Raw genomic sequence first — 24,971 nt, forward strand, 5'->3', positions numbered from 1 at the left:
CGCCTTATGGCTGCCGCTTCAGGCGCGACCAGTCGTCGATCAGGCGCCATGCGACGGTGAAATGGGCTTTCTGCAGTTCCGCCATCCGCGCCGTATCGCGCGCGCGCAGGGTGTCGACCAGTTCGTGATGCTCGGCCGAGCGGCTTTGCCCGACCTCCTGCTCCAGAATGGCCAGATAGCGCACGCGATAAAGCCGCAGGCTGAGGTTCGCGTGAATCTCGATCAGCGTCTTGTTGCGCGAGGCGGCGATGATGGCCAGGTGGAAGGCCTGATTGGCGCGGAAATACTTGATCCGGTCGCCCTCGGCGCTGGCGGCCTCCATCAGGGCCAGCTGACGCTCGACATTCAGGAAGTCGCTTTCATTGGCCATGCGACAGGCGGCGACCCCGCCAATCGCCTCCAGCTCGGTATAGACGGTCAGCATGTCGGCGATGTCGTCGATGCTGTTTTTCACAACCACCGCGCCACGGTTCGGGATCAGCTCGACCAGCCGCTCGACCGAGAGGATCTTCAGCGCATCCCGCATCGGCGTGCGCGAGACATTCAGCTGTTCGGCAATCACCCGCTCGCGGATCGGCTCGCCCGGTTTCAGGATGTCATGGATGATCTGGTGACGGATATAGCCCGCGATCTGCACCGGCAGCGGCTCATCGCCTTCAAGGATCTGCCCCGGCGGTTCGGCCAAAATAGCTTGAGCAAAATTGGAATACATTTCAATTCCTTCCATCAACTCTTTCTGTGGGCAGACCCGCAACTTCGGCCAGTGTAACGGGTTTTACCGGCATCCTGATCCGATAATATCCGATGTCCTCGGGGCTTCTGCCCGAAATCTCGGACATGATCGAGACGACCGTCGGGCCACACATCCGGCCCTGACACGGACCCATTCCGGCGCGGCAGAAGGCCTTGAACTGATTGGGGCCGGGGCAGCCTTCCTGCATGGCGCGGGCCAGATCGCCGCGCGTCACCTCTTCACAGCGGCAGATCACCGTACGGTCGTCCTGCGGCGCAAGAAATGCCGGGGCCGGTCGATAGAGGCGATCAAGGAAGGGCCGGATCGCAACCTCGGCCGCGTAGTCCCGCAGCAGCCTGGCGCTGTCGGGCGCGCCGCGGTCCAGATCGCGCGCAATGGCCCGCGCGGCGATGCGGCCCGAAAGTGCGGCGGCCTTAGCCCCAGCGATGCCGCCGCCGTCACCCGCCACGAACAGCCAGGGCAGGCTGCTGCGTCCCTCGGCGTCGCGGTCGACGACCCATGCGGCCTGCGCCTTGTCCCAGTGATGGCTGGCGCGGGCGGCCATGGTCATATTCGCATTGGGGATCACGCCGTGATGCAGGAAGGCATGCGCGCACTCCAGCCGATGCGCCGTGCCGCCAGAGGTCCAGCGCACGGCGCTGAGCGCCTGATCCCCCTCGAACGCCACATCCGTCACGCCCCGGTGGAAGGGCACGCCCGAGCGGCGCAGACGCCTCAGCATCCGCAGGCCCTTCATCAGCATGCCGGGGCGACGCAGTGCGCCCGGCAGATGAGAGGCCGCGCCCAGCAGCGCGCCTTTCGTGGTCGTGTCCAGAATGGCGGCGATGGTCATGCCCGCGTCAAGATATTGGCAGGCAACCAGATAGAGAAGCGGCCCCGTTCCGACAAAAACCGCGCCATCGGCGGCCGTACCGGTGGTTTTCAGCATGATCTGCGCCGCACCCGCCGTCATCACGCCCGGCAGGGTCCAGCCGGGCACGGCAAAGGGACGCTCCATCGCGCCGGTCGCGACCAGCACCCGCGCGGCGGCCTGATCTCCGCCGCCCTCGGGCGCGGTGAAGGACAGCCCGTCCTCGGCGATCCGCCAGACGGTCGCGCGCGGCTGATAGCCCGCGCCCGAGGCCAGAAACGCCTTCGCCAAAGGACGGCCCGCAAGATAATCCGGGCCGAGGATGGCGGCGCTGCGATCACTGCGCGGACGGGTGATGTCGCGATAGATCTGCCCGCCCGGCCCCGGCTGCTCGTCATAAAGGGTGACGCGTAGGCCCAGAGCCCGCGCCTCGATTGCAGCGGCAAGTCCGGCGGGCCCTGCCCCGATAATGGCCAGATCGATCATTCAGCGGCCTCCAGATTGGCAGCACCCGATTGGCGGCGCAGGCGCATGCCTGCCCGGACCTGCTCAAGGCAGGCTTGGCGATTGGGGATGCCGTCGATCTCGATCAGGCAATCGAAACAGACGCCCATCATGCAGAACGGCAGGCGCGGCGCGCCGCTGACCGGGGTGGTGCGGAAGGGCGAAAACCCTGCCGTCAGAAGGGCAGCGGCCAGATTGGCCCCTTCGGGCAGATCGACCGGCGTGTCGTCCAGAAAGACACGGACGCGCGGGCCGGAACCGGGTTCAAGCGGCTGGAACATCGGCATCCTCGGGCTGGAAGGAACGGAAGGTCTGGGGGTCGAACCGGCCCGCGACCAGATGCGGGATCAGGCCCATCGCATGCCAGGGCGCAAGGGTCACGCCCGAATGGACGCAGACGACGAAAGCCCCGTCGCGGCTTTGATAGACCGGCACACCGGTGGGCGTCATGATGCGCAGCGCGCCCCATGCGCGGACCACGCGGGCGCGCGCCAGCATCGGGAAGACGGTGATCGCACGCCGTGCAGTTTCACGCAGGATCGGCAGGGTGGTGCCGTCATCGGTTCCCACCTCCTCCGAGCTTTCGCCGATGATGCAACCGCCCTCGACGGTCTGGCGGATGAAGCTGACATTGACCGGCAGGAAGGGTTGCAGCTTCTCGGTAATCAGGATCTGGCCGCGCACCGGGCGGACCGGGGCGGACAAGCCCAGCTTCGGGGCCAGCTCGGCATTGCCAAGGCCGCTTGCCAGCACGATGCGGCCACAGCGGAACGCGCCTTGCCCGGTCTGCGCGACAAAGCCCTGCCCGTCGCGGGCAAGGTCGGTGACGGTATGGCGCGGCAGGTAGCGCCCGCCACGGGCGATGAAGCCCGCGATCAGCGCGCGCAGCAGGAACAGCGGGTTGGCCGCGCCGTCATCGGGGGAAAAGGTGCCCCCCGCGACGTCCGGCCCGAGCATCGGCAGCCGCTCGGCCAGCGCGTCGCGATCCAGCACCTCGAAGGTATTCTTGATGCGGGTATCCGCGTTCGAGGCGGCCAGCGCCTTGCCGCGACGCTGAAGCTCTTCCTCGGTGAAGCAGACGAAGGCGGCGCCGGGGCGGCGGAAATGCAGGTCGATACCGGTCTCATCCTGAAGCATCGCCGCAAGCTGGGGCCAGTCCAGCGCCGCCTGACGGGTCAGGTCGGCATAGTCGGGAACCGTGACGCCCTTGCCCTGCACCCAGACGTTGCCCAGATTGCCCCGCGCCGCACGGAACGCCACATCACCCTGATCCAACAGGGTGACGCTTTCGCCCGCCCGGGCAAGGCCATAGGCGATCGAGGCACCGACGATGCCCCCACCCACGATGATGTAATCCGCCGCCGTCATGGGTCAGAACATCGGATAGGCGCGCGGGCGCAGACTGGCCTGGAAAGTATTGACCATGGTCACCGTGTCATAGACCGCGAGCCCCGTCGCCTCGGCGATGTAATAGGAGAACGGCGCAAGATTCGTGCATTCCAGAACGATGGCCCCGATGTCGGGGTGACGTTCGACAAAGGCGCGGGCGGTCGCCACCACCTCGGATTTCAGGGTCTCATAGGTGACCGAGGTATCGCCTTCCTTGATCCAACGCACAAAGTTCGAATCCTGCGGGATGCCCGCGACTGGCGTGTCCTGCGCAATGCCCACCGCGTCCAGATAAGGTCCGTTCAGCACGTCGCCGTTATAGGTCATGATACCCACGCGCTTGCCGGTGGGCAGCACCCGCTCGACCATCGGCACCTGCAACAGGCTTGAGGTCGCAACGGGGACCGAGCAGTGATCCGCAAGCTCGCGCTGATAGATCGACAGGAAGCCGCAGGTGGTGGTGATGCCGTCGACACCCGCCGCGATCAGCTCATCCGCGGCGCGCTTGAAGGGCTCAAGCAGGCTTGCGTTGTGCAGATCGGTCATGCGCGAGGGCACGGCGTCATGGACGATCTTATACTGGACCGGGAAATCCCAGGTCATCGCATTGCCGATATCGCCGATATAGCGCTGGAACGTGCTGTTCACCATCAGGATGCCAAGCGACACGCCGTAATAGGTCTTTTTCCGTGATTGCATTGTGATTTCCTTTCACGAGATCGCAGCGAGGCGGCGCTGGCGCGCCGCCTTTGGTTCAGTTGATGGCAGGGCGCGTTTCCTTGGTGCCCGGCATGGGCAGCAGCAGAAGCGCGATGAAGATCGAATAGCCCACAATCCCGCGCAGAATTTCAGGTGTCGTATGCCAAAGAGCGCAGGCGACACCGATGGCGAACAACGGCACCCGCAGCCACATCGGCAGGGGTCGCGAACTGTAGCCGACATAGGCCATCGAGATCAGGATGATCCCCGCCGATACCGCCATGGTCGCGGTGATGATCTCGTAAAGCGTGCCGTCCAGCGTCAGGGCCGGCTCATAGATGAAGGCGATACCGGTGATGAAACCGCCCGCCGCCATGCGGAACGCCCAGGCTCCGGTCGCCAGCGGATTGGCCTTGGCGATGGCCGCCGCCGCGTATGAGGCCGCAGCAACCGGGGGCGTCGCATCCGCCATGACCGCGAAGTAAAGCACGAAGAGGTGGATCGCGATCAGCGAGGCGCCGCCATGTTCGGCAATCAGCGGGGCGCCGATGGCCGCCGTGATGATATAGGCAGGCGTCGTCGGCACACCCATCCCCAGGAACAGGCAGCTGACCGCGACCAGCAGCACCAGAAGCAGCAGAGAGTTCCCGGCCAGCAGCTTGATGATGCCGGTAAAGGCCAGCAGAAGCCCGGTATTGGTCAGACCTGCCGTGATCATGCCTGCAGCCGCCACCGCCACCGCGATGATGCAAATCGTCGCGCCCGCATCGACGAAGGCGTCCAGCACCTTGCGCCATCCCATCCGGCTGTGCTTGCGCAGCCACGAGCAGATGAAGACCGCAATCGTCGCCCAGAAGGCCGAGAAATAGGGCGAGTAGCGCTGGCTCATCAGCACCATCAGGACGATCAGCGGGATGGCGAAATGGATGTCCTTCAGCACATCGCGGAAGGTCGCGATCTCTTCCTTCGGCAGCGCCTTGATGCCCAGCTTCTTGGCCATGAAATGGACCGAGCAGAAGACGCCCAGATAGTAAAGCGCCGCGCCGATGGCCGCAGCCGCAACGATATCGACATAGGGAACCGAGATCATCTCGGCCATGACGAAGGCCGCGGCCCCCATGATCGGCGGCATGATCAGGCCGCCGACGCTGGCTGCAGCCTCGATCCCGCCCGCCATCGCGGGGGAAAAGCCCATGCGCTTCATCTCGGGGATGGTCACCGCACCCGTCACCACGACGTTCGCGACCGAAGAGCCGCTGGTCATCCCGAACAGCCCCGATTCCACCACGACCACCTTGGCCGGACCGCCCGTGTAGCGCCCGGCGACGAAGGTCCCCAGATTCATGAACAGATTGCCCATGCCGCTGGTCTGCAGGAAGGCTCCGAAGATCAGGAAGGTGGCGACGATCGTGGCCGAGATCCCGGTCAGCGTGCCGTAAAGTCCGCTGCCATTCATCAGGTACAGAATGTCGATCACCTGAGTGTAGGGCAGATCGCGGTAATACCAGATCCCCGGCAGCAGGTCACAGATGAACATGTAAAGGATGACAAGACTGACCAGCAGCGACAGCACCACCGAAAGCGACCGCCGCACCGCCTCAAGGACCAGCAGGACCATGAGAGTGCCCAGCACGACCTCGGTCGTGGTCAGCGGGTCGATATAGGGGCTGTGGTCATAGACCCGGTCGGTGTTCAGATAGATGTAGAGGCTGGGCAGGAAGGCCAGAACCGCAAGGCACCAGTCCAGAATGCTGGGCCGATCCTCGGGCGAGCCCTTGCCCGCCGGATACAGCAGGAAGATCGGGGGAACGGCCAGCATCAGGTGCAGGCTGGCCAGTTTCAGCGGCTCGGGATAGCCACCGATGGTAAAGTAGAAGTGCAGCATGGCCATGGCTGCAAGCCATGCCGAGATTCCATATTTTACAGGGCCGCTGATCGTCCGCATGCCTTATCCTCCCTCATCATGGGCGAAGGCGCGGGCAAGGCCGCGCCTTCGGGATGGGTCACTTCATGAAGCCGAGTTCTTTGTAGGCCTTCTCGGCACCCGGATGCAGCGGCACCGGCTGGTTCTGCCAGGCGATGGCCGGATCGTATTTGCCCAGCACCTTGTAGATATTGGTGAATCGGCTGCGGTTCTCGATCAGCGTCTTGGTCATGCGATAGACGACATCTTCGTCGACCTTGCTGGAGACAAGGATCAGCGCCTCCATCGTGGTGACCGGGATGTCGGCCTCATTGCCCAGCCGCTCATAGCTTCCGGCCGGGATCACGCCCTGACCATAGCCATAGGTCTGGGTCAGATACTCCATCAGCGGGGCGTCCATGGCGATCAGCTTGGCGGGACGACGACCGTTCTCGATCTCCAGCGCGATGCCGGTCGGGACCGAACCCGCACCGAAGATCACGTTGATCTGGTTGTCATCGAAGGCCGAGATCAGCTGCGAATAGCTGCCGTTGATGACCTTGCCGCCACCGGCCGAGACCTTGGCCGCGTCATTCTGATAGAAAGCCAGCGTGCGCTGAAGCGTCAGCTCTTCCGAGGTGGCTTTGGGCGAGGTGCCGATCCTGATCGACGGATCGGCCAGAATTTCGCCAAGGCTGCGGGTTTCCGAACCATCGACGATGACGTGGAATTCGGCGGGCGCCCAGGTGCCCCCCATCGAGGTCAGGCCCTCATGCACCTTGCTGTAGGGCTCGGTGCCCTTGTCGGCGGCGGCGGCAAGGAAATCGATGCCCATGCCCATCTGGCTGATGCCGCCATCGATCATCGTCGGGTTGTCGCGCCCGCCGCCCGGCACCACGCGGATCGAGATGTCGGGGTTCTTTTCCATGACGATATTGGCGAGGCCCGTCACGATGGTGAACCAGCTTCCGCCAGCCGAGCCCGAGGCCCATTCAAGGTTGGTCTGCGCCTGTGCGCTGACGCCTGCGCCCGTCAGGATGCCAAGTCCAAGGGCCGCCGCGCGCAGCGTGCGTGAGAGTGTCGTCATCAGGGTCACCTTTCCTGTTTGGCTGTCCTTCAGGAGAGCCATCATCTTGATTTTGTTTATTTCAATCGCGGTACTCGTGACGTCATTTCTGGACGCTGGCGGCCAGAGCCGCCGCGAGGTCGTCTTTCAGGTCGTCTACATTCTCCAGCCCGATATGCAGCCGCACCAGCTGGCGCGGCTCATCCCACCGGGTTGCGGTGCGGGCATGTGCGGGATCGCCCAGCAGGACGAGGCTTTCATATCCGCCCCATGAAAAGCCCATCCCGAACATCGAGAGGCTTTCCGCAAAGCGAATGGCGGTGTCGCGATCTGTCGCATCCAGCAGCACTGAAAACAGGCCCGACGCACCCTGAAAATCGCGCTTCCAGATCGCGTGATCAGGATGGGACGGCAGGCCGGGATGCAGGACTTTGGCGACGCCCGGCTGCTGCTCCAGCCATTTGGCCAGCGCCAGTGCCGAGTTCTGGTGCTGGGTCAGCCGCGCCGACAGCGTGCGTAAGCCCCGCGCGGCCAGATAGACGTTGTCCGGTGCGGCATGATAACCGACCCAGTTCGCCGCCTCGCGCAGCGGACGGTGCAGCGCGCTGTCGGCGACGGTGACCAGTCCCAGCATGGCATCGGAATGGCCAACGATATATTTGGTCGCTGCCTGCACGACGATATCGACGCCCAGCTCCAGCGGCTTGCAGAAAAGCGCGGTGGCCCAGGTGTTGTCGCACATGGTCAGCACACCCCGCGCCCGCGCGGCTGCGGTGATCGCTGGAATATCCTGCAGCTCGAAGGTCAGCGAGCCCGGGCTTTCCAGATAGATCAGCTTCGTATTGTCGCGGATCAGCGGGGCAATATCGGCGCGCGGATCGTAATATTCGACCTCGACGCCATTGCGCGAAATGAAGGCATCCAGACTGGTCCGGGCGGGCTCATAGACCGTATCGACGACCAGCACATGATCGCCGGGCTTCAGAAAGGTGATCAGCGGCAGCACGCAGGCGGCCAGCCCCGAGGGGACTGCCAGCGTCGCTGCCCCGCCTTCAAACTCGGACATCGCCTGTTCGAAGGCAAAGACATCGGGCGTGCCGAAGCGGCCATAGAACACCGTCCCCGTGTCGAAGCGGCTTTTCTTGGCCTGATCGAGGTCCGAGACCTTATCGAAAAGAATGGTCGAGGCGCGTTGCAGCGGCTGGTTGACCGTCCCGTTCGGGCATTGGCCCCGGCCCGCTTGCACCAGCATTGTTTCCGTCGATTTCCCGAGTTTCCCGGCCATGTGGCATCCTTCCGGTCGCTGATAAATTCAGCATGCTATACATAAAAATGGCATGCAATCTTTATTTTTGCGTCACGAAGAAAGAAAATGGTCTGTGCTAAAATCAGGCGTTCCGGCAGATTTTTCAGTTCGAAGTTGGCGCTGCAGAGAGGATTTTCTCCGCAACGCCAAGAGGTTGAATTGCGGGCGAGCGGACCCGCCTGCCTTGTCTCAGACCAGCAGGACGATCTGCCCCGTGGTGCGACGCGCCGCCAGATCGGCATGGGCGCGGGAGGCCTCGGCCAGTGGATAGGTGTGGCTGATCTCGGCGCGGATGATGCCCTTGCGCATGGCATCGAACAGGTTTCCGGCCGCGGCCAGCAGATCGGCGCGCTCGGCGATATAGGGGAAGACCTGTGGACGCGACAGCGCGATGCATTTCGGCGCAAGCACCGCGATGTTCACCGGCGGCACCGCGCCCGAGGCGTTGCCGAAGCTGACCAGATGTCCGAATCGGGCAATCGCCGCCAGCGAGACATCAAAGGTGTCTTTGCCGACCCCGTCGAAGATCTTGTCCGCACCCTTGCCGCCAGTGATCTCCATTACGCGGGCGGCGATATCCTCGCTGCCGCTGTCGATGATATGATCGGCCCCTGCCCCGCGCGCGATCTCGGCCTTTGCGGGCGAGCCCACGGTCGCGATCACCGTGCAGCCGATGGCCTTGGCCCAGGCGGTCATCAGCTGACCAACCCCGCCCGCAGCGGCATGGATCAGCACCGTCTCTCCGGCATGAACGGGCGCGGTCTTGTGCAGCAGACGCTCGGCCGTCATGCCCTTCAGCATCAGCGCAGCCGCATCGCGATCCGAGATGTCGTCGGGCAGCGGCACCATGCGTTCGGCGGGAACATTGCGCAGCTCGGAATAGGCCCCCGGCGCGGTCATCACATAGGCCACGCGCTGACCGACCGTCAGGTCGGTGACGCCCTCGCCCACGGCCTCGACCACACCCGCAGCCTCCATCCCCGGCGTGCCGGGCAGGGTCATCATCGGATAGGCCCCCTCGCGCACATAGATGTCGATGAAGTTCACGCCCACGACGGTATGGCGCACGCTCACCTCACCCGGTCCCGGCGCGGGGATCTGGACCTCGGTCCATTCAAGAACCTCGGGTCCGCCGCTTTTCTGCTGAACGATGCTGTGGGTCACGGTGCTTTCTCCTTGAGGTGAATCAGAGGCACGCAGACCATGGTCCGCGATGCAGGCCCTGAATTGCATACCATATTGACAGATAGAATGCCGTATATCAACGTATACTTGACACGCTCGCGCTTTGTCGAAGCCATCGTCCAGCGTGTTCCGCACATCAGGAAGGAGGATTCCATGAGCAAACCCCAGCCCATCGAATACAAGGATGCGTCGCCCGAGGTGAAAGCCGTCTTCGACGACATCATGCAGTCGCGCGGCCTGCCCGACGTCAACAATTTCTGGAAACACCTTGCCAATGACCCGCGCGGCCTGAAGCGCACGTGGGAAAGCGTGAAAGAGGTCATGGCCCCCGGCGCGCTGGACCCGATGGTGAAAGAGATGGTGTATCTCGCGGTCTCGGTCACCAACAACTGCGGCTATTGCATCGCCAGCCACACCGCCGCCGCCCAGAAGGCCGGCATGACGCCCGAGATGTTCGGCGAGCTCATGGGCGTCGTCGGCATGGCGAATGAGACCAACCGCCTCGTCAACGGCTACCGCGTCCCGATCGACCCGCAATTCGAATGATCATCGGCGGGGCGGTTTCTCGGGTGCGCCCGAGAGACCCACCGTTGCAATGAGCGGTTTCCCTCACGCGGGCCTGACGATATTGGCAGGCAAAACACCAAGTGAGGGACATCATGAACAAGCTTCTCTATCTGGCGCTGGCCGTCGCGCTGATCGGTTTCGGCGCCTATCGCCAGTTTGGCGCGACGGGCGTCTCGGCCGACGATCAGGCCCGTTGCGAGCGGATCGTGCAGGCCGACAACGCAGGCAGCCAAGAGGCGCTGGATGCGCTTTTGCCCAAATGCAATGAGCCGGGCATGGTCGCCATGATGGACGCACGGGCGACCGGTGCCGATGCGCAGACCGCCGCGTCGAACATCGCAGCCGCCAACCAGAACGACATCCTGTCCATCCTGATCAACTGCGCCCTGATCGGGGCCGGGATCGGCGCACTTGGCGCGGCCCTTGGCGCAACGCGCAAACGCGCCTGACCGAATTGCGCGCGCCTTGCCGGGCGCGCGCGACCCCATTGCAGCAGTGCCTTAGCCTCGGCTGCGGATGAATTGCACGAACCCGTCCATGAAGCGGCGCAGCTGATCGCGCACGGCGTCATCCTGCAGCTCACCCTCGGGCGAGAAGGCCTTCCCCGCACGAGAGGCCATCAACCGCCCTCCGAACCACGCATCGGTACCCAAAGTGCGCAGCGTCGGCAGCCAAGCGTTCTGCGCCAGAATCGTGCCGAAGCCGCCGGGCGAGGCCCCCATGATCGCGAAAGGCCGACCGCCAAAGACCTTGGCGATGTCCTCGCTGGGGCGCGAGGTCCAGTCGATGGCGTTCTTGAAGGGGCCGGGGATGCTGTTGTTGTATTCGGGTGTGACCAGCAGCACGCCATCGGCGGCGATCATCGCCTCTTTCAGCGCGGTGACGGCGGGCGGAATGCCGGTCTCGGCCTCTTCATCGGCGTTGTAAAGCGGGATGCCCGCGATCGTATGCACCTCAAGGGTCGCGCCCTCGGGCATCACCTGCGAGGCCGCGCGCAAAAGGCCGGTGTTGAACGACGCCTTCCGCAGACTGCCCGAGATTCCCACGATTTTCGTCATTGCGCATGTTCCCTGTAACGCCCGATGCCGGGCAGATTGTGGCCGCAGATCCGGCCTGTCCTGAAAACCTGCGGCATTGCCCTGCCCTTGTCCATGCCCCGGCGACGATACCCTGCCAGCAGGTGACAGCGCCCCCGCGCTGCGCTATGCAGGCCCCACCAAGGGGAGCCTCGACAAGGGGCTGAGAGACCGCTGGCGAAAGCAGCGCGGTGACCCTTCGAACCTGATCCGGATAATGCCGGCGAAGGGATGGGACCGAAGACGCCTGCCTCTTGCCGGCCTCATTGCGAGGCCACATGACGACAAAGAACTCGTGGTCTCGCTGCCAGCCAAGAAAGGGCAGCAGATGACCGAACGCTTTACCGAGACCCTGAAAGAGGCCAATGCCACGGCATGGAGTGACGCGGTCGACCACCGTTTCGTCACCCAACTTTTCGCCGGGACCATCGCCGATGAGGTGATGGCGGCCTATCTGATTCAGGATCACCGCTTTCTGGACAGTTTCCTGACGCTTCAGGGCGCAGCCATGGCCTCGGCCGACACGTTCGAGGCACGGCTGCGTTTTGGCCGCTTCGCCGGAATGGTCGCGGGTGAGGAGAACACCTATTTCCTGCGCGCCTTCGAGGCATTGGGCGTCAGCGAGTTCCAGCGCGAAAACACCCCCGACAAGGAACCGACCAAGGGCTTCCAGGCGATCATGCGCGAGGCCGCAGCGACGCGGTCTTACGCGGCGGCGCTGTCGGTGCTGACCGTGGCAGAATGGCTCTATTACGAATGGGCGGCGGGCACATCTCGGGCGCTTCCCGAAAGCTTCGTCCATGCCGAATGGGTGACCCTGCACGACAACCCCGATTTCAACGATTTCGTGGCCTTCCTGCGGTCCGAACTGGATCGCGTCGGCCCCCCGCACGCTGACGTCTGCCACGATTTCTTCTCTCGCGCCGTGGCGCTTGAGCTGGAATTTTTTAATGTGGCTTATGATCAATAGATCGTAAGCATATGCGGTCGCTGGAGATTTTTTCGGCGACCGCGCGACCGCCACCCTGCAACAATTCCTGACTGGACAGATCCGATCCGCCTGACACAGACTGCCCCTGTTACCCGTGCCCCTGTTTCACGAGCCTCCGGTCATGAGCCTCCTTCGCATCTTCCCGCTTGCCGCAGCCCTTTCCGCCGCCGTGCCGACCCTGACGCTGGCCGAGGCGCGCCAGCACGGCAATGTCGTCTTCGACCTGCCAAACGGCTGGGTCACCGGCGCCACCCGCGATGATGGAACGCTGGTGATCCTGTCCCGCCTGCCCGACGACGAATGTGAATATTGCTATATGTATGTCGGCTCGGGGCTCGATCGGGCCGAAGATCCGGTCTTCTACCTCAAGCGCAATCCGCGCCTATTTCTGGAAGAGGACGACGGCGATCCGAAAGAGGTCGTTCCCGCCGACGCCTTCGATCTGGGCCCGCACAAAGGCGCGATGCTGGGGCAGTTGGTCGATGGAGAGCTGCGCATCCTGATGGCGCTGTCCGTCGGCAACCGGACCGAGGTTTTCGCCTTCGAAGGGAACGGCGACGAGCCCGAGGAAATCCAGGCCGACCTCAAGGTCTTCGAGCGCGATCTGGTGCCGCTGGTCTCCTCCGCGCGCTTCCTTTCAGATGGCGCGAAGCCGCTGCTGGGGCCAGCGCAGCCCGGTGATCTGGCGGGCATCTATCAGGGCAGCGGCATCCGTTGGAGCCTTGGGCTCGACATGATGATGCAAAGCTCAACCTATGTGAACCTTTACGTTTTCTGGAAGGACGGCCATTTCTATGACGGCACGCCGCCGGACGGGCTTCAGCCCCTCGACACGGCCGCCGCGCTGAAATCGGGCGACATGTCATGGGGCAATTACCGCGTCAGCGGTGGGAAGCTGCATCTGGACTATGCCGATGGCGATAGCGATGAGCTCGACTTCGACGGCAATGTGGTGGACGGCTTCAGCTGCGGCGAAACCACCTGCTATCTGGCCGACAGCATCCCCGATGGCAGCAAGATCGAAGGCACCGTCGACAACACCAGCTACACTGGCTTCAGCCCCAACTCGGGCGTTTCGGGTGGGGTCGGGTCCTCCAGCACGCTGACATTCCTTGCGGACGGGAACTGGACCTACAAAAGCAGCACGGGCGTTTCGGGCAATTTCGACAGCGGTGGCGGCTATGCGATCAGCGGCGGAAATCAGGCCGATGGCTCCTACCGGATCGAGAACAGCACCGTCATCCGCAGCTTCAATGACGGCAGCCCCGATCTGACCTCGCTGATCTACAAGGTCGGGAACGAGATCCTTATCGGCAGCTCATTCTTCGACGGGAAGGTCGTCCGGTAAACGCTTCTCGGCGAGAGTTTGCCCAGAGCCCTCCCCGTCCGGCTTTCCGTTGAACCGCAGCCGCCCCCGGATCGTTTTCCGGTGTGCTTGGTTCTGAATAGGTTGCTGTACATTGCGAAATCTCATCCCATCCCTGCCGATGGCCGCGCTTCTTGCCTTGCTGACGCAAGCCGCCGCCGCCCAATCCGTGCCCGAGCGGAAGATCCTGCTGCCCGCCGCGGACGAGCTGACCGTCGCGAACCAGCAGGCCGAGGGCCGCGCCCTTCTGCTGGAGCTGATCCCGACCGGCGAGACGCTGGAGAGCTGGACGCGCCTTGTCACCCTGACGAATGCGCCCGATCTGGGCGCCGTCCCCGAGGACACCGCACTGAAGGAATTCGCCACCCGCTATGCCGGGGCCTGCGGCGGCAACAGTCAGGAAACGCCGCTCGACATCGACCAGAAGGGGATGAAGGGCCTGCGCCTTGACTGCTCGAAAGCGGCCGATACCGGCAAGCTGGAGACGGTCTTCGTGCGGATGATCGACACCGGGGCGGATATGGCCATTGTGCAGGTCGCCTTCCGCGGTCTGGCCGTGCCCTCCGACGCGCAATGGGCGCGGGACTATCTGGCTGGCGTCAAAGTCGAGTGAAGACCCAAATCATGAACAGGAAACACATCGTGCGTATACTTCCGATCCTCGCGCTCAGCCTTGTCGCCATGCCCGCTTTGGCCCAGCAAACCGCCCTGCTGGATTATGGCAACGATGATTTCGTCACCGGCCGCCAGTTCTATTCCGAGGTCGACCGCGCCCGCATCGCCACCGCGCTCGACAGCACCGCCAGTGACGCCACGCGCGCCATGGGCAAGGATTTCGTCATTCTGGGCGACGCCGCCGGTGCCTTCTCGGCCCCCGGCACGCAAGAGCACATCTATCTGATCCAGAAAGAGGCCCCCGTCGCCATCGACCCCTTCCCGAAAGGCCCGGCCCCGCTGTTGCTGGCGCTGAAGGATGACGGCGTTGCGGGCGTCTGGACCCTGCCCGCCGAGGGTCAGTACCAGCGCCTGGTCGCTGCCGCCGATGGCAATGGCGACGGCCGCTCCGAGGTTCTGCTGGAGGGTGCGTTCATGAACATGGGTGAGATCAACATGTCGGTCGACGTGGCCACGCTTGACGACAAGGGCCAGGCGACGGTGCAGCAGACCCTGTCCGAGGTGCTGATTGACTCCTGCGAGAATGAAGGCGGCACCAGGACCCGCAAGGCTGCCACGGTGTCCGTCGGCCCTGACGGGTTCACGACCGAGCAACGCGACATCGGTTGCGGGTCCTGACCCCGCCCGCTGACTGCGCGGCTTGAACGCAATCCTTTCCGCGCAAGGTTTGGCGCGGAAAGGAGCAATCGCCACGGTCGGGCGTTGCGGCATGTTCGCGTTGCCCGGCCCCTTTGCCGCAAGGAGATCCCATGCTGCGCAAGCTTCTCCTCGTGCTCGCCTGGATCGCGATCCTGCTGGTCGAGCTTCTGGTCGCCGGAACGACGATCTTCATCGCGCAGTACTATTATTTTGCCGGATTCGAGGCGCTTGGCTGGGCTTCGAGCAACAATGTCGCATTGGCGATCTCGATTATCGCGGGGTTCCTCACCGGGATCGTCCTGAGTTTTGTCATAGACTATCTGGCGAAACGCTGGACCGGGCTGACCCCGCTGAAGGACGTAAGCGGCAGCTTTCCCTTCTTCCCTTGATCGACGCCGATCCAGCGCCCCTGTCGCAGGGCTTATCGGCCCGGACCTGCCGCGTAACTGCTGAAGACCTCGGTCTGCCCTTCCTCGCCGATCAGCAGGACGTCATAGGCCTCGCGCGTGGCCTCCGGCCCCATCCCCGGTGAACCGATGGGCATGCCCGGCGCAGTCAGGCCGATGGCCGTCGGGCGCTCGGCCAGAAGACGTTTAATGTCTTCAGCCGGAACATGGCCTTCGATCACGTAGCCGTCGATGGTCGCGGTGTGGCACGAGGCAAGCTCGGGCGTGACGCCGCTTGCGGCCTTCAGCCGGGAAAGCTGGCTGTTCGGCATATCCGTCACGCTGACCTCGAACTCCGCCTCTTCCATCAGGCTGACCCATTCGGCGCAGCAGACGCAGGAGGGGTCCTTGCTGACATGCAGCGCATTCGAGGGCTCGGACTGGGCTGGGGCCGCCAAGGTCATGGCCAGAAGCAGGGCTAAGAATGTTTCTCGGATCATTTTCCAGTTCCTTGAGATTGAATGGATTTCATGGAGATTTCTCTCCGCGTTCTTGTACTGACGGTACCATGAAAAGACCGCTTCATTTCAGGTACCGATAGATCCCGGCGCCGGGGCAACCCCGGCACCGGGCGTCGCGTTGCATCAGGCGGTGACGGCGAATTCGGTCATCATGCCGGTTTCCAGATGCGGGATGTGGTGGCAATGCAGCATCCAGCGCGCCGCCTCGCCCGCATCCATGGCGATGGTGACCATCGCATTCGGCGGCACATAGACCGTGTCACGCCGCGCGCCGTTCACCCGCTTGCCGTTGATGCCGACCACCTGGAAGACATGGCCATGAAGGTGCATGGGATGGCCCATCATCGACATGTTGTGGAACATGATCTCGACCCGCTCTCCGCTCTTTGCGGCCAGCGCCTTGTGCTCGCCCCAGATCTTGCCGTCGATGGTCCAGCGATAGGGCTGCATCGAGCCGCCCAGCATCACCATATGCGTGCGGTCCGCCTCACGCTGCGGCAGGCTTTCGGCGGCCTGAAGGCGCGCCTCCTGCGACAGGTCGATGTCGAAGGCGGGGGCGTCCACGTCCCCCATCGCTGGGACTTTCCCGACCTGCGCATTCGCCGTAGCCAGGATCAGGCCCGTACGTTCCCGCGCCCCTTCGCGCAGCGCAAGGATCGGCCAGACACCTTCGCCGCTCAGGTCCAGTTCCAGATCCATCCGCTGCGCCATGGAAAGGCCAAAGCGGCTGCCCTCAACCGGGACGACCGCGTGACCATCGACGGCGACCAGCCGTGCTGTGGCCCCGCCGGTGTCGATCCAGAAGGTCGTGGCCGAGGCTGCGTTGATGATGCGCAGCCGCACTCGACCGCCCTTGTCGATGCGCACCACCTGCGGATCGGCGAGTGTCCGGTCATTCGTGAGATAGGCGTCCCAATCGTAGTCGTTGAGGTCCATCTGCATGCCGTCCATCTGCATCGAGGAATGATCCATGCCGCCCATGTCATGGCCCATCGCAGCATGACCCATCCCCATCCCCTGGCCGGTCGAGGCGGCGGGCATCTGATGCGTGCCCATGTCGTGACCGCCGCCGTGGCCTTCCGCGACCACCGCCATAATCTCCTCGGGCGATTTGAACGAGAAGTCCTGCAGGAGCATCATCACCTCTTGCCGGTCGGCGGTGGCATCCTCGGCGCTGCGCACGATCAGAGGGGCGGCAAGGCCGCGCATTTCCTGCAGCGGAATATGCGCGTGCATCCAATAGGTGCCGGGAAGCGGCGCGTAATCGTAACGCCGCGCCTCGCCCGGCTTGAGCGTAGGCAGCGGCAGATCGGGCACCCCGTCCTGTTCGTAGGGCGGCACCTGCCCATGCCAATGCAGCAGGGTCGGCAGGTCGATGCCATTCGTCAGCTCGACCTGAAAGCGCTGGCCGGGGTCAAGGATCAGCCCCTGCCCGGCCGGGCCTTCGACGCCGAAGACCGTGGCGGGCTTGCCGTCAACCTCGATCACGCGGGTGGCGGTGCGCAAGGCGAGCGGCGCGTTCGCCATCACCATGCGGGGAAGTGCCGCGACCGAGGCCAGCGCAGCACCGGCGGCCAGAACGCCGCGGCGGGAAAAATGTGTCATTGTCGTCTCCGTTCGGGGGGTTTCTCCCCGTCTTTTCACACTGGAGCGGCCGCAAAGCCGCGCGAATTCAGGCGAAAAGAGCGATCGGAGGTCGCTGGTCCAAGGCGAGGCTGATGCCATCCAGCGCCTCGCCCCCGGGCATCTGGGCCAGCGTCGAGACGGGTTGGAACAGGACCGCCCCATCGGCTTCAGTCAGGATCGTATTGCTGAGGCCCGAGCAGACAAAATCGCACAGATCCTTGCTGCTGTGACAGCTGCCGTGATCGGTGCATTGCTGCGAGGTCGGCGCGTGAGCACCATGCGTTTGCATCTGCGCGGGCGCGTGATCGGGCTCGGCCATGGCCATGGCCATGGCCATCTGCGACCCATGAGACTGTGCCGCAAGAATCATCATGACAAACGCGAGAAGCGTCATGATCGAGAATGCCAGATGTCGCGCCCGTGGTGCCTGCATGCCGACAATCTGCCGCAGCGCGTCAGGCAAGACAAGCGTACAGCCGCCCCGGACGGGACGGCTGACCTGACTGTGAAGGCGGGAAAGCCGCCCTTGATCAGATCTCGCGAACGCTCGGCGTCACCGACAGGACCGGAGCCCCGGCGCCGACGAATTGCCCCTCGCGCACGGCGCTGGCATCGACGACGCCGTCGCGGGGGGCGGTGACATTGGTGCGCTCCAGCTCGATCATCGCAAGGTCAAGGCCCGCGCGCTTGCCGCTGAGTTCCGCATTGGCCTGCTGCGCCTGCAGCGACAGCACGTTGATCCGTTCCCGCTCGGCGGCGATCTCGGCCTGTTTTTCGGCGATCTGCGCGTCAGCGCGGGCGATTTCGGCCCCGGAAAGACCGGCGCGCTCGGCCTCCAGCGCGGCAAGACCCGCCATCGCGTGATCGACCACGCGAAGCTGCAGCAGGATCTGGCTTTCGATGCTGTAGATCTGCGCCTCGGCCGCCAGCACGGCCGCCTCGGCCTGCTGGACCTGTGCCTGATATTCGGTCGCGTCGATCTGCAACAGCAGATCGCCCTTCTTCACCTTCTGCAGATCCGCGACCAGAAGCCGGGTCACGCGACCCTCGACCTCGGCGCTGACCGGCGTCGCACCGGCCTGCATCTGGGCGCCGCTCAGGCTGTCCCAGCCCAGCGGGATCGCGACGGCCAGCCCGATTGCCGCCGCGATGACCAAGGCGCGCGCCACGGCCCGCCAGTCGCGCTTGCGCGGTGTCCGGGTCGGGGTTTCTGCTGCAACGGCGGGCGTTTCTGTTTTCGGTTTGAACTGAACGACTGGCTGGTTCATGGCGCGAATTCCTAAAGTTAGTCCGGACGGGCGCGAGATGTCCCGTCGTGTTGAAAGACATATAGGTCAGCCATCATCATGTTTGAAATGAATACTCATCATTCACGATATGAACTGAATTAATGCATAATGACAAAGAACGGCCCCCGGGACCTGTCAGGTCCGGGGGCCGCAATGTTGGGCGAGTCAGGTCTCAGTTGATCGGGTCGCCCTGCACGGGGCCTTCCCAGTTGGGCTTCCAGCCAAGCGCAGGCGCGACGTGCTTGGCGAAGGATTCCAGAATGTGGAGGTTGTAATCCACTCCCAGCTGGTTCGGGATCGTCAGCATCAGCGTATCGGCCAGCATGACGGCCTTGTCCTTCTTCAACTGCTCGATCAGCTGGTCCGGCTCGGCCGCATAGGTGCGCCCAAAGGTCGAACGGAAGCCGTCGATCATGCCGACCCCGTCATGGCGATCCGCCGCGCCGCCGAAATAGGTCAGGTCCTGCGTATTCATGATCGGGAACACGCTGCGACTGACCGAGACGCGGGGCGCGCCCTTGTGTCCGGCCTCGCGATAGGCTTCGCGGAAGCGGACGATCTGTTCGGCCTGAAGCTCATCGAAGGGCATCCCCGCCTCTTCCGTCAGAAGGGTCGATGACATCAGGTTCAGCCCCTGCTTCCCCGTCCATTCCGCCGTCTCGCGCGTGGCCGAGCCCCACCAGATATGGTCGCGCAGGGTCTCGGACCGGGGCTCGATGGGCATCATCTGCCCGCCGGTCGTCTGGCGGTCGCCACGGGCCAGCCGTTCGCCGTCGATGGCGCGCATGAAAAGGTCGAACTTCTCGCGCGCGATATCCGCGCCGCGCGGATCTTCCGAGCCGGTGTAACCGAAGGTCTCATAGCCCCGGACCACCGTCTCGGGCGAGCCACGGCTGATGCCAAGCGCGATGCGCCCGTCAGCCAAAATATCCAGCGCGGCGGCCTCTTCGGCCAGATACAGCGAGTTTTCATAGCGCATGTCGATGACGCCGGTGCCGACCTCGATATGCTTGGTCTTCGCGGCAATCGTCGCCAGAAGCGGAATGGGCGAGGCCTGCTGACGGGCAAAGTGGTGGACGCGGAAATAGGCGCCGTTGACGCCAAGCTCATCCGCGCCGACGCCGATCTCGGCTGCTTGCTTGATCATCTCGCTGGCGTTGCGGGTCTGCGAGCCTTGGGCGTTCATATAGTGGCCAAAGCTCAGGAATCCGAATGCTCTCATGGGAATTCTCCTGCCGCCAGAGGCGGTCTGAATAGTGGTTGTCCCAGATATGGCGTTCGGCAGATACGGGGTGGAGGGGCCGCCAAAGGAACATGGCGTCCACTTTTATCGAACGGCTTTTGCCTTAGTGGTTCTTCGCCAGATCCGACAACGCCTGAGGCGTATCGACATCCCAAAGACGCCGTGCCGGGATCGCAAGGCGTGAAGCGGCATCCAGATCCCGCAGCAGGGCACCCGCACCGCGATCCCCGGTCAGGCCCATCAGCCGGGGAAACCAGCTTGCCGGGAAGATCGCCGGAGGGCTGGGCGCATCCTCCAGCCAGGCGCTGCCGGGCCGGTCGGGCGGCAGGGCCAGAAGCGCGCGTATGTCATCCGGCAGCAGCAGGGCCATGTCACCCAGAGCAATCACGATGCGGGTCGCGCCAAGGCGCTGCAGCTCGGCGACGCCCGCCATGATGCTGGCCGACTGGGGCCCGGGCGGGATCATCAGTGTCGCGAAACCCTCGGCGCGCAGCAGGTCCGCCACCGGCTGGGCCGAGACGACAGCAAGCCGCAGATCCACGCCCGACAGCGCGCGCGCCGCATGGATCACCAGTGGCGCGCCATTGAGATCGGCCAGCAGCTTGTCCTCCGCCCCGAAGCGGCGCGACTGGCCCGCCGCCAGCAGAAGGGCGGCGACCGTCATCGAAGCTGCGTCCGTTCCAGCACCTGCGCCAGCACCGAAGCCGCCAACGTGCGCGGATCGCGGGCCGAGGGGATCAGCCCGAAGGGTGAAGCCAGCCGCGCGATGCGGTCGGGGGGCAGGCCCATTGCCGCCAGCGCCTCGCAGCGCGCGTGATGCGCGCGAAGGCTGCCCTGCGCGCCGACATAGATCGCGGGCGATTGCAGGGCGGCGGCCAGCAAGGGCGGCTCCCAATCATGGTCGTGGAAGAACAGGGTGACAGCGGTGCGGGCGTCAATCGCCAGATCCTGCGGCCAATCGGGGCCGGGCAGAAGACGGGTGCGGGCAAGGCCCGAGAGCGTCTCGGGGTCGGGCGACAGCGCCTCGACCGGGAAACCGGCGGCGGCAGCAAGGGAGGCGAAGCAATGCGCCTCGGGGCCTTTGCCCAGAACCAGAAAGCGCGGTTGCGGCTGGATGTGAAGGGTCAGCGGGCCAAGGGTCGGCATGGCCGGGCGCCGGGCCGCGAGATCGGTGGCGGCCTGCCGCAACGCCTCCAGATCGGGCCGGGGCAGGATCAGGATGTCGAGCCCGCCGCCGCAGGGCAGCGCCAGATCGCGGAAGGGCGAGCCCGCGCCATAGCGCAGCGTGCGCGGATGCCCGTCCGTCAACGCCTCGCGGGCATGCAGCACCACGTCACGCTCGATACAGCCCGAGGACAGGCTGCCCCAAGTCGCGCCCATGGCATCTATCGCCATGACCGCCCCGACCGGGCGATAGGACGGCCCCTCAACCCCGGTGATCACCGCCAGCGCCACCCGATCCGCCGCCAGCGCCGGTCCCAGCGGGACGTCGCTTTCGCAGATCAAAGTGGCGGGGGCGATTTCGTCCGCCGGGGAGAGCCTGAGGGCTGGCTGGTTCATCGGGTCAGCCCGGACAGGCCGCGCCGGTGTCGATCCACGCGCGGGTCAACTGCCCGAAGATCTCCTGACTGCCGGGCGCGGGTTTGCGGCCCTCACCCGGATCCCAGCCCCAACCGACCAGCCCGTCATGGGCGTGGTGTTCGTAGAGATCCTCCAGCGTGCGGTCTCCGTTCCGGGCAGGGTCCTTGATCTGGGCGCAGATCTCGCCCAGTGACACGCCCTGCCAGCCCATGCTGACCGGGGCCAGCATCCAGCTGTCATGGCCGGGAATGCTGCCCTTCTCGGTCGAGAAGCCGACATTCGTCGTGCCGTGGCAGGTGTTGCAGTTCATCCCCGGGGCGCCGAAATCGGCATCGCCCCGAACCACCGGCGGCTCATGCGCATGCATGTCGTCGCCCTGCGTCGGGCCGCCCGTGACTGTGTGGCAGTTCAGGCAGCGCGGGTGGGTCAGCACCTTGCCCATTTCCTGAAACAGCGCGGCCGAGCGTTCGGTCTGGTCCGTAATATTCGCGAAAGCGTCGGGACCGTTCAGCCCGTCCTGCGCCAGAACCGGCGAGGCCGCGATCAGCCCCGCCACCAACATAACCGTCAGGTGCTTCATGAGATCACTCCGGCAAGGAAGGGCAGTTGGTGCTGCTTCTGTCCGCTAAGCGCGCGCCAGGCGTTCGCGAGCGCTGGCCCAAGCGGCGGCACGCCCGGCTCACCCACGCCGGTCGGGTCGGCGTCGCTTTGGATGATCGCGACTTCGACTTCTGGCATCTCGGAGATGCGCAGCATCGGGTAGTCGTGGAAGTTCGACTGCTCGACCTCGCCGCCCGGTGCCATGGTGATCTTGCTGTGCAGGACGGCGCTGAGGGCATAGCCGATGCCGCCCTCCATCTGCGCGCGGATCACGTCGGGGTTCACGGCCACGCCGCAATCGACGGCGCACCAGACCTTGGTGACATGGGGCTTGCCGCCCCGATCCTCGACCTCGACCACCTCGGCGACATAAGTGTCGAAGCTTTTGGTATAGGCCATGCCATAGCCCTTGCCGTCGCGGGTACGACCCGTCCAGCCCGAGATTTCGGCGACCTTTTCGATCACGCCGCGTTCGCGCGTGGCCTCGGGCGGTAGCAGTTCCAGCCGTCCGGCGATGGAATCCTTGCCCATCGCTTCAAGCACTTCGTCCAGAAACGCCTCGACAGCATAAGCCGTATGCGTATGCCCGACCGAGCGCCACCACAGGACCGAGACCGGGCTTTCCATCTGCCCCCAGCCAATCCGCCGCGCGCCGAACTGATAGGGCAAGCCGCTGGAGCCCTCGAATGAGGTGCTGTCGGGCGCGCCCTTCAGCATCGCGGCCATGGGCGTGCCGGTCAGGATCGACTGGTTCGCGACGACGTTTTCCCATGACAGGATTTTGCCGTCATCGCTGATCCCCGCGCGCAGTTTATGGACGGTGATCGGGCGGTAATAGCCGCCTTTCAGGTCGTCCTCGCGCGTCCAGACCAGCTTGAAGGCGCCGTCGCGGCCAGCGGCCTTGGCAATCTCGGCAGCCTCGATCGCCAGATGCGAGGACCCCTGAGCGCGCCGCCCGAAAGACCCGCCCGCCATCAACACATTGATCGAGACATCCTCAATGGGGATGCCAAGTGTGGTCGCGACCGCCATATGGTCGAAGGTCGGGAACTGGCAGCCATACCACATCTCGGCTTTGCCGCCCTTGGTCTCGATCACCGCATCCAGCGGTTCCAGTGGGGCGTGGGCGAGATAAGGGAAGCGGAATTCAGCCTCGATCACCTGTGCCGGGTTCGTCACCGCCGCAATATCACCCTGTTCCTCGACCGTCTTGCCGCCTTCGGCCACCATCTGGGCCAGCGAGGCATAGATTTCATCGGTCCCCCGCGTCTCGGCACCCGCATCGTCCCATTCGACGACCAGCGCCTCGCGGCCCTTCATGGCGGCATAGGTGTTCGTCGCATAGACCGCGACACCCGAGGAGATCGGGCGCACCATCTCGACGCCCTTGACGGCCAGCGCGGCCTTGTCGTCAACGCTTTTGACCTTCGCCCCGAATTTCGGGGGATGAGCGACCAGCACGGTCAGCATGCCGTCGCGATAGACATCCATCGTGAAGATCGCGGTGCCGTCGGTCTTCGACTTGGTATCCAGACGCGGCAGATCCTTCCCGATCAGCACGAAATCTTTCGCGGTTTTCAGCGGCGGGTCTTCCGGCACGGCTTGCTTGGCCGCAGCCTCGGTCAGCGCGCCGAAGCCCGAGGTTTTGCCCGAGGCTTCATGCGCCACGACCCCGGCCTTCACGGTGATTTCCTCGGCCGGAACGCCCCATTCCGCCGCAGCAGCGGCAACCAGCATCGCGCGGGCGGCGGCCCCGGCCTTCCTCATCTGCATGTAGCTGTTCGCCATCGCGGTCGAGCCGCCCGTGCCCTGCGCCCCGAAGGCGAGGTTGGCGTAAAGCTTGGCATCTGCAGGCGCGCCCTCGGCCCGCATCTGGGACCAGTCGGCGTCCAACTCCTCGGCGACCAGTGTCGAGAGGCCGGTATAGGGGCCCTGACCCATCTCGATATGCTTGATCATCACGGTGACGAGGTCGTCCGTGCCGATGCGAATGAAGGCATTGGGGGCGAAAGGCGCGGTCGCCGCCGCACCTTGGGCGCGAGCGCGGCCCATCGGTAGGGACAGGGCGATCATCAGCCCCGCGCCTCCGGCCAGAAAGCCCCGGCGGGTGGTAGAGACATTCATGGCCTAACCCTCCAGCGTCTTGGCGGCGGCGTGGATCGCCTGCCGGATGCGGACATAAGTAGCGCAGCGGCAGATATTCCCAGCCATCGCGTTGTTGATGTCATCGTCGGTCGGGCTTGGCACCTGCTGCAACAGCGCGGTCGCCGACATGATCTGCCCGGACTGGCACCAGCCGCATTGCGGCACGTCGATCTCATTCCATGCGGCCTGAACGGCGGTGATCTCGGGGCCTTCCATGCCTTCGATGGTGGTGACCTCGCTGCCCTCGACCGCGCTGATCGGGGTCACGCAAGAGCGTCGGGGAACGCCGTCCAGCATCACGGTGCAGGCGCCGCATTGCGCGACGCCGCAACCGAACTTGGTGCCGGTCAGGCGCAATTCGTCGCGCAGGACCCAAAGCAGTGGTGTGTCGGGATCGATATCAAGGTCGTAATCGCGACCGTTTACCTGAAATTTTGTCATACCTGGCCTCGTAAGCTGGGGGACGGTATCCATGGTGCCCGAAGGACCGGCGGCGTCAGTCGAACCATTCGGTCAGCCACGAAGTGACCCCAAATCTGCGCCAAAACATTTGGCTTGGCAACGTGCGGAAGGGCAGGAAAATCGCCACCGCCGGGCCCGTTGCAAGATT

27 protein-coding genes and 1 riboswitch are annotated in these 24,971 nt (G+C 64.5%); of the genes, 7 read left to right on the top strand and 20 right to left on the bottom strand.

The window, feature by feature from the left end; all coding sequences use genetic code 11:
- Positions 1-4: 4 nt before the first annotated feature.
- The 9 genes from IQ24_RS14565 to IQ24_RS14605 all read right to left on the bottom strand — a co-directional run bounded on the left by IQ24_RS14565 (position 5) and on the right by IQ24_RS14605 (position 9,635).
- On the bottom strand, positions 5-712 hold the full coding sequence (locus IQ24_RS14565) for a GntR family transcriptional regulator (RefSeq protein WP_158637533.1): 708 nt from the start codon (positions 710-712) through the stop codon (positions 5-7).
- 1 nt (position 713) lies between these two features.
- Positions 714-2,090: an FAD/NAD(P)-dependent oxidoreductase gene (locus IQ24_RS14570; RefSeq protein ID WP_145399015.1), complete on the bottom strand. Its 1,377-nt coding sequence runs from the start codon at positions 2,088-2,090 to the stop codon at positions 714-716.
- Positions 2,087-2,389: a (2Fe-2S)-binding protein gene (locus IQ24_RS14575; protein ID WP_242008211.1), complete on the bottom strand. Its 303-nt coding sequence runs from the start codon at positions 2,387-2,389 to the stop codon at positions 2,087-2,089. The genes IQ24_RS14570 and IQ24_RS14575 overlap by 4 nt, the downstream gene beginning before the upstream one ends.
- Positions 2,373-3,476: an NAD(P)/FAD-dependent oxidoreductase gene (locus IQ24_RS14580; protein WP_145399017.1), complete on the bottom strand. Its 1,104-nt coding sequence runs from the start codon at positions 3,474-3,476 to the stop codon at positions 2,373-2,375. The genes IQ24_RS14575 and IQ24_RS14580 overlap by 17 nt, the downstream gene beginning before the upstream one ends.
- A 3-nt stretch (positions 3,477-3,479) precedes the next feature.
- Complete coding sequence (locus tag IQ24_RS14585) at positions 3,480-4,196, bottom strand: aspartate/glutamate racemase family protein (protein ID WP_145399018.1); 717 nt, start codon at positions 4,194-4,196, stop codon at positions 3,480-3,482.
- A gap of 55 nt (positions 4,197-4,251) precedes the next feature.
- The gene (locus tag IQ24_RS14590; RefSeq protein WP_145399019.1) at positions 4,252-6,141 is read right to left on the bottom strand and encodes a TRAP transporter permease; all 1,890 of its coding nucleotides are present in this window, start codon (positions 6,139-6,141) and stop codon (positions 4,252-4,254) included.
- A 58-nt stretch (positions 6,142-6,199) separates the two neighbouring features.
- On the bottom strand, positions 6,200-7,186 hold the full coding sequence (locus IQ24_RS14595) for a TAXI family TRAP transporter solute-binding subunit (protein ID WP_158637534.1): 987 nt from the start codon (positions 7,184-7,186) through the stop codon (positions 6,200-6,202).
- An 82-nt stretch (positions 7,187-7,268) separates the two neighbouring features.
- The gene (metC, locus tag IQ24_RS14600; protein WP_145399021.1) at positions 7,269-8,450 is read right to left on the bottom strand and encodes a cystathionine beta-lyase; all 1,182 of its coding nucleotides are present in this window, start codon (positions 8,448-8,450) and stop codon (positions 7,269-7,271) included.
- 210 nt (positions 8,451-8,660) lie between these two features.
- Positions 8,661-9,635 (bottom strand): quinone oxidoreductase family protein, encoded by a 975-nt coding sequence (locus tag IQ24_RS14605; protein WP_145399022.1) that lies wholly within the window; start codon positions 9,633-9,635, stop codon positions 8,661-8,663.
- 174 nt (positions 9,636-9,809) lie between these two features.
- Between IQ24_RS14605 and IQ24_RS14610 the strand changes: the two genes are divergently transcribed.
- Positions 9,810-10,202, top strand: coding sequence for a carboxymuconolactone decarboxylase family protein (locus tag IQ24_RS14610; protein WP_145399023.1), 393 nt, complete (start codon positions 9,810-9,812; stop codon positions 10,200-10,202).
- A gap of 113 nt (positions 10,203-10,315) precedes the next feature.
- On the top strand, positions 10,316-10,672 hold the full coding sequence (locus IQ24_RS14615) for a hypothetical protein (RefSeq protein ID WP_199756586.1): 357 nt from the start codon (positions 10,316-10,318) through the stop codon (positions 10,670-10,672).
- A gap of 51 nt (positions 10,673-10,723) precedes the next feature.
- Here IQ24_RS14615 and IQ24_RS14620 read toward each other — a convergent pair whose 3' ends face one another.
- Positions 10,724-11,281 (bottom strand): NADPH-dependent FMN reductase, encoded by a 558-nt coding sequence (locus IQ24_RS14620; RefSeq protein ID WP_145399024.1) that lies wholly within the window; start codon positions 11,279-11,281, stop codon positions 10,724-10,726.
- Positions 11,282-11,432: 151 nt separating this feature from the next.
- Positions 11,433-11,548, top strand: a riboswitch (TPP riboswitch).
- Positions 11,549-11,627: 79 nt separating this feature from the next.
- Here IQ24_RS14620 and IQ24_RS14625 point away from each other — a divergent pair.
- The 5 genes from IQ24_RS14625 (at position 11,628) to IQ24_RS14645 (ending at position 15,359) form a co-directional block, all read left to right on the top strand.
- Positions 11,628-12,269: a TenA family protein gene (locus IQ24_RS14625; protein ID WP_145399025.1), complete on the top strand. Its 642-nt coding sequence runs from the start codon at positions 11,628-11,630 to the stop codon at positions 12,267-12,269.
- A gap of 142 nt (positions 12,270-12,411) precedes the next feature.
- Entirely contained in the window at positions 12,412-13,638 is a 1,227-nt protein-coding gene (locus IQ24_RS14630; RefSeq protein ID WP_145399026.1) for a hypothetical protein, read from the top strand.
- Between the two features lie 112 nt (positions 13,639-13,750).
- Positions 13,751-14,269, top strand: a complete 519-nt coding sequence (locus IQ24_RS14635) for a hypothetical protein (RefSeq protein ID WP_145399027.1) — start codon at positions 13,751-13,753, stop codon at positions 14,267-14,269.
- 29 nt (positions 14,270-14,298) lie between these two features.
- On the top strand, positions 14,299-14,949 hold the full coding sequence (locus IQ24_RS14640) for a hypothetical protein (RefSeq protein ID WP_145399028.1): 651 nt from the start codon (positions 14,299-14,301) through the stop codon (positions 14,947-14,949).
- Positions 14,950-15,080: 131 nt separating this feature from the next.
- Positions 15,081-15,359 (top strand): hypothetical protein, encoded by a 279-nt coding sequence (locus tag IQ24_RS14645; RefSeq protein ID WP_145399029.1) that lies wholly within the window; start codon positions 15,081-15,083, stop codon positions 15,357-15,359.
- A 32-nt stretch (positions 15,360-15,391) separates the two neighbouring features.
- On the opposite strand, the gene IQ24_RS14650 is transcribed toward IQ24_RS14645, so the two are convergent.
- The 10 genes from IQ24_RS14650 to IQ24_RS14695 form a co-directional block, all read right to left on the bottom strand.
- Positions 15,392-15,856 carry a DUF411 domain-containing protein gene (locus tag IQ24_RS14650; protein WP_145399030.1) on the bottom strand — a complete coding sequence of 155 codons (465 nt, stop codon included), beginning with the start codon at positions 15,854-15,856 and terminating at the stop codon, positions 15,392-15,394.
- 144 nt (positions 15,857-16,000) lie between these two features.
- Positions 16,001-17,482, bottom strand: coding sequence for a multicopper oxidase family protein (locus tag IQ24_RS14655; protein WP_145399031.1), 1,482 nt, complete (start codon positions 17,480-17,482; stop codon positions 16,001-16,003).
- A 67-nt stretch (positions 17,483-17,549) separates the two neighbouring features.
- Positions 17,550-17,840, bottom strand: coding sequence for a hypothetical protein (locus IQ24_RS14660; RefSeq protein WP_145399032.1), 291 nt, complete (start codon positions 17,838-17,840; stop codon positions 17,550-17,552).
- 193 nt (positions 17,841-18,033) lie between these two features.
- A complete protein-coding gene (locus IQ24_RS14665) occupies positions 18,034-18,771 on the bottom strand; it encodes an HlyD family secretion protein (protein WP_145399033.1) in 738 nt (245 codons plus the stop codon).
- A gap of 193 nt (positions 18,772-18,964) precedes the next feature.
- The gene (locus IQ24_RS14670; protein WP_145399034.1) at positions 18,965-20,014 is read right to left on the bottom strand and encodes an LLM class flavin-dependent oxidoreductase; all 1,050 of its coding nucleotides are present in this window, start codon (positions 20,012-20,014) and stop codon (positions 18,965-18,967) included.
- A gap of 124 nt (positions 20,015-20,138) precedes the next feature.
- Entirely contained in the window at positions 20,139-20,699 is a 561-nt protein-coding gene (locus tag IQ24_RS14675) for a nucleotidyltransferase family protein (RefSeq protein WP_145399035.1), read from the bottom strand.
- The gene (locus IQ24_RS14680) at positions 20,696-21,595 is read right to left on the bottom strand and encodes an XdhC family protein (RefSeq protein WP_145399036.1); all 900 of its coding nucleotides are present in this window, start codon (positions 21,593-21,595) and stop codon (positions 20,696-20,698) included. The genes IQ24_RS14675 and IQ24_RS14680 overlap by 4 nt, the downstream gene beginning before the upstream one ends.
- 4 nt (positions 21,596-21,599) lie before the next feature.
- Positions 21,600-22,196 (bottom strand): Isoquinoline 1-oxidoreductase subunit, encoded by a 597-nt coding sequence (locus IQ24_RS14685; RefSeq protein ID WP_199756587.1) that lies wholly within the window; start codon positions 22,194-22,196, stop codon positions 21,600-21,602.
- Positions 22,193-24,340, bottom strand: coding sequence for a xanthine dehydrogenase family protein molybdopterin-binding subunit (locus IQ24_RS14690; RefSeq protein ID WP_145399037.1), 2,148 nt, complete (start codon positions 24,338-24,340; stop codon positions 22,193-22,195). Before IQ24_RS14690 ends, IQ24_RS14685 begins: the two co-directional genes overlap by 4 nt.
- A gap of 3 nt (positions 24,341-24,343) precedes the next feature.
- Positions 24,344-24,802 carry a (2Fe-2S)-binding protein gene (locus IQ24_RS14695; protein ID WP_145399038.1) on the bottom strand — a complete coding sequence of 153 codons (459 nt, stop codon included), beginning with the start codon at positions 24,800-24,802 and terminating at the stop codon, positions 24,344-24,346.
- Positions 24,803-24,971: the final 169 nt, after the last annotated feature.

The sequence above is a fragment of the Paracoccus sulfuroxidans genome, assembly GCF_007830335.1.
GTDB lineage: Bacteria > Pseudomonadota > Alphaproteobacteria > Rhodobacterales > Rhodobacteraceae > Paracoccus > Paracoccus sulfuroxidans.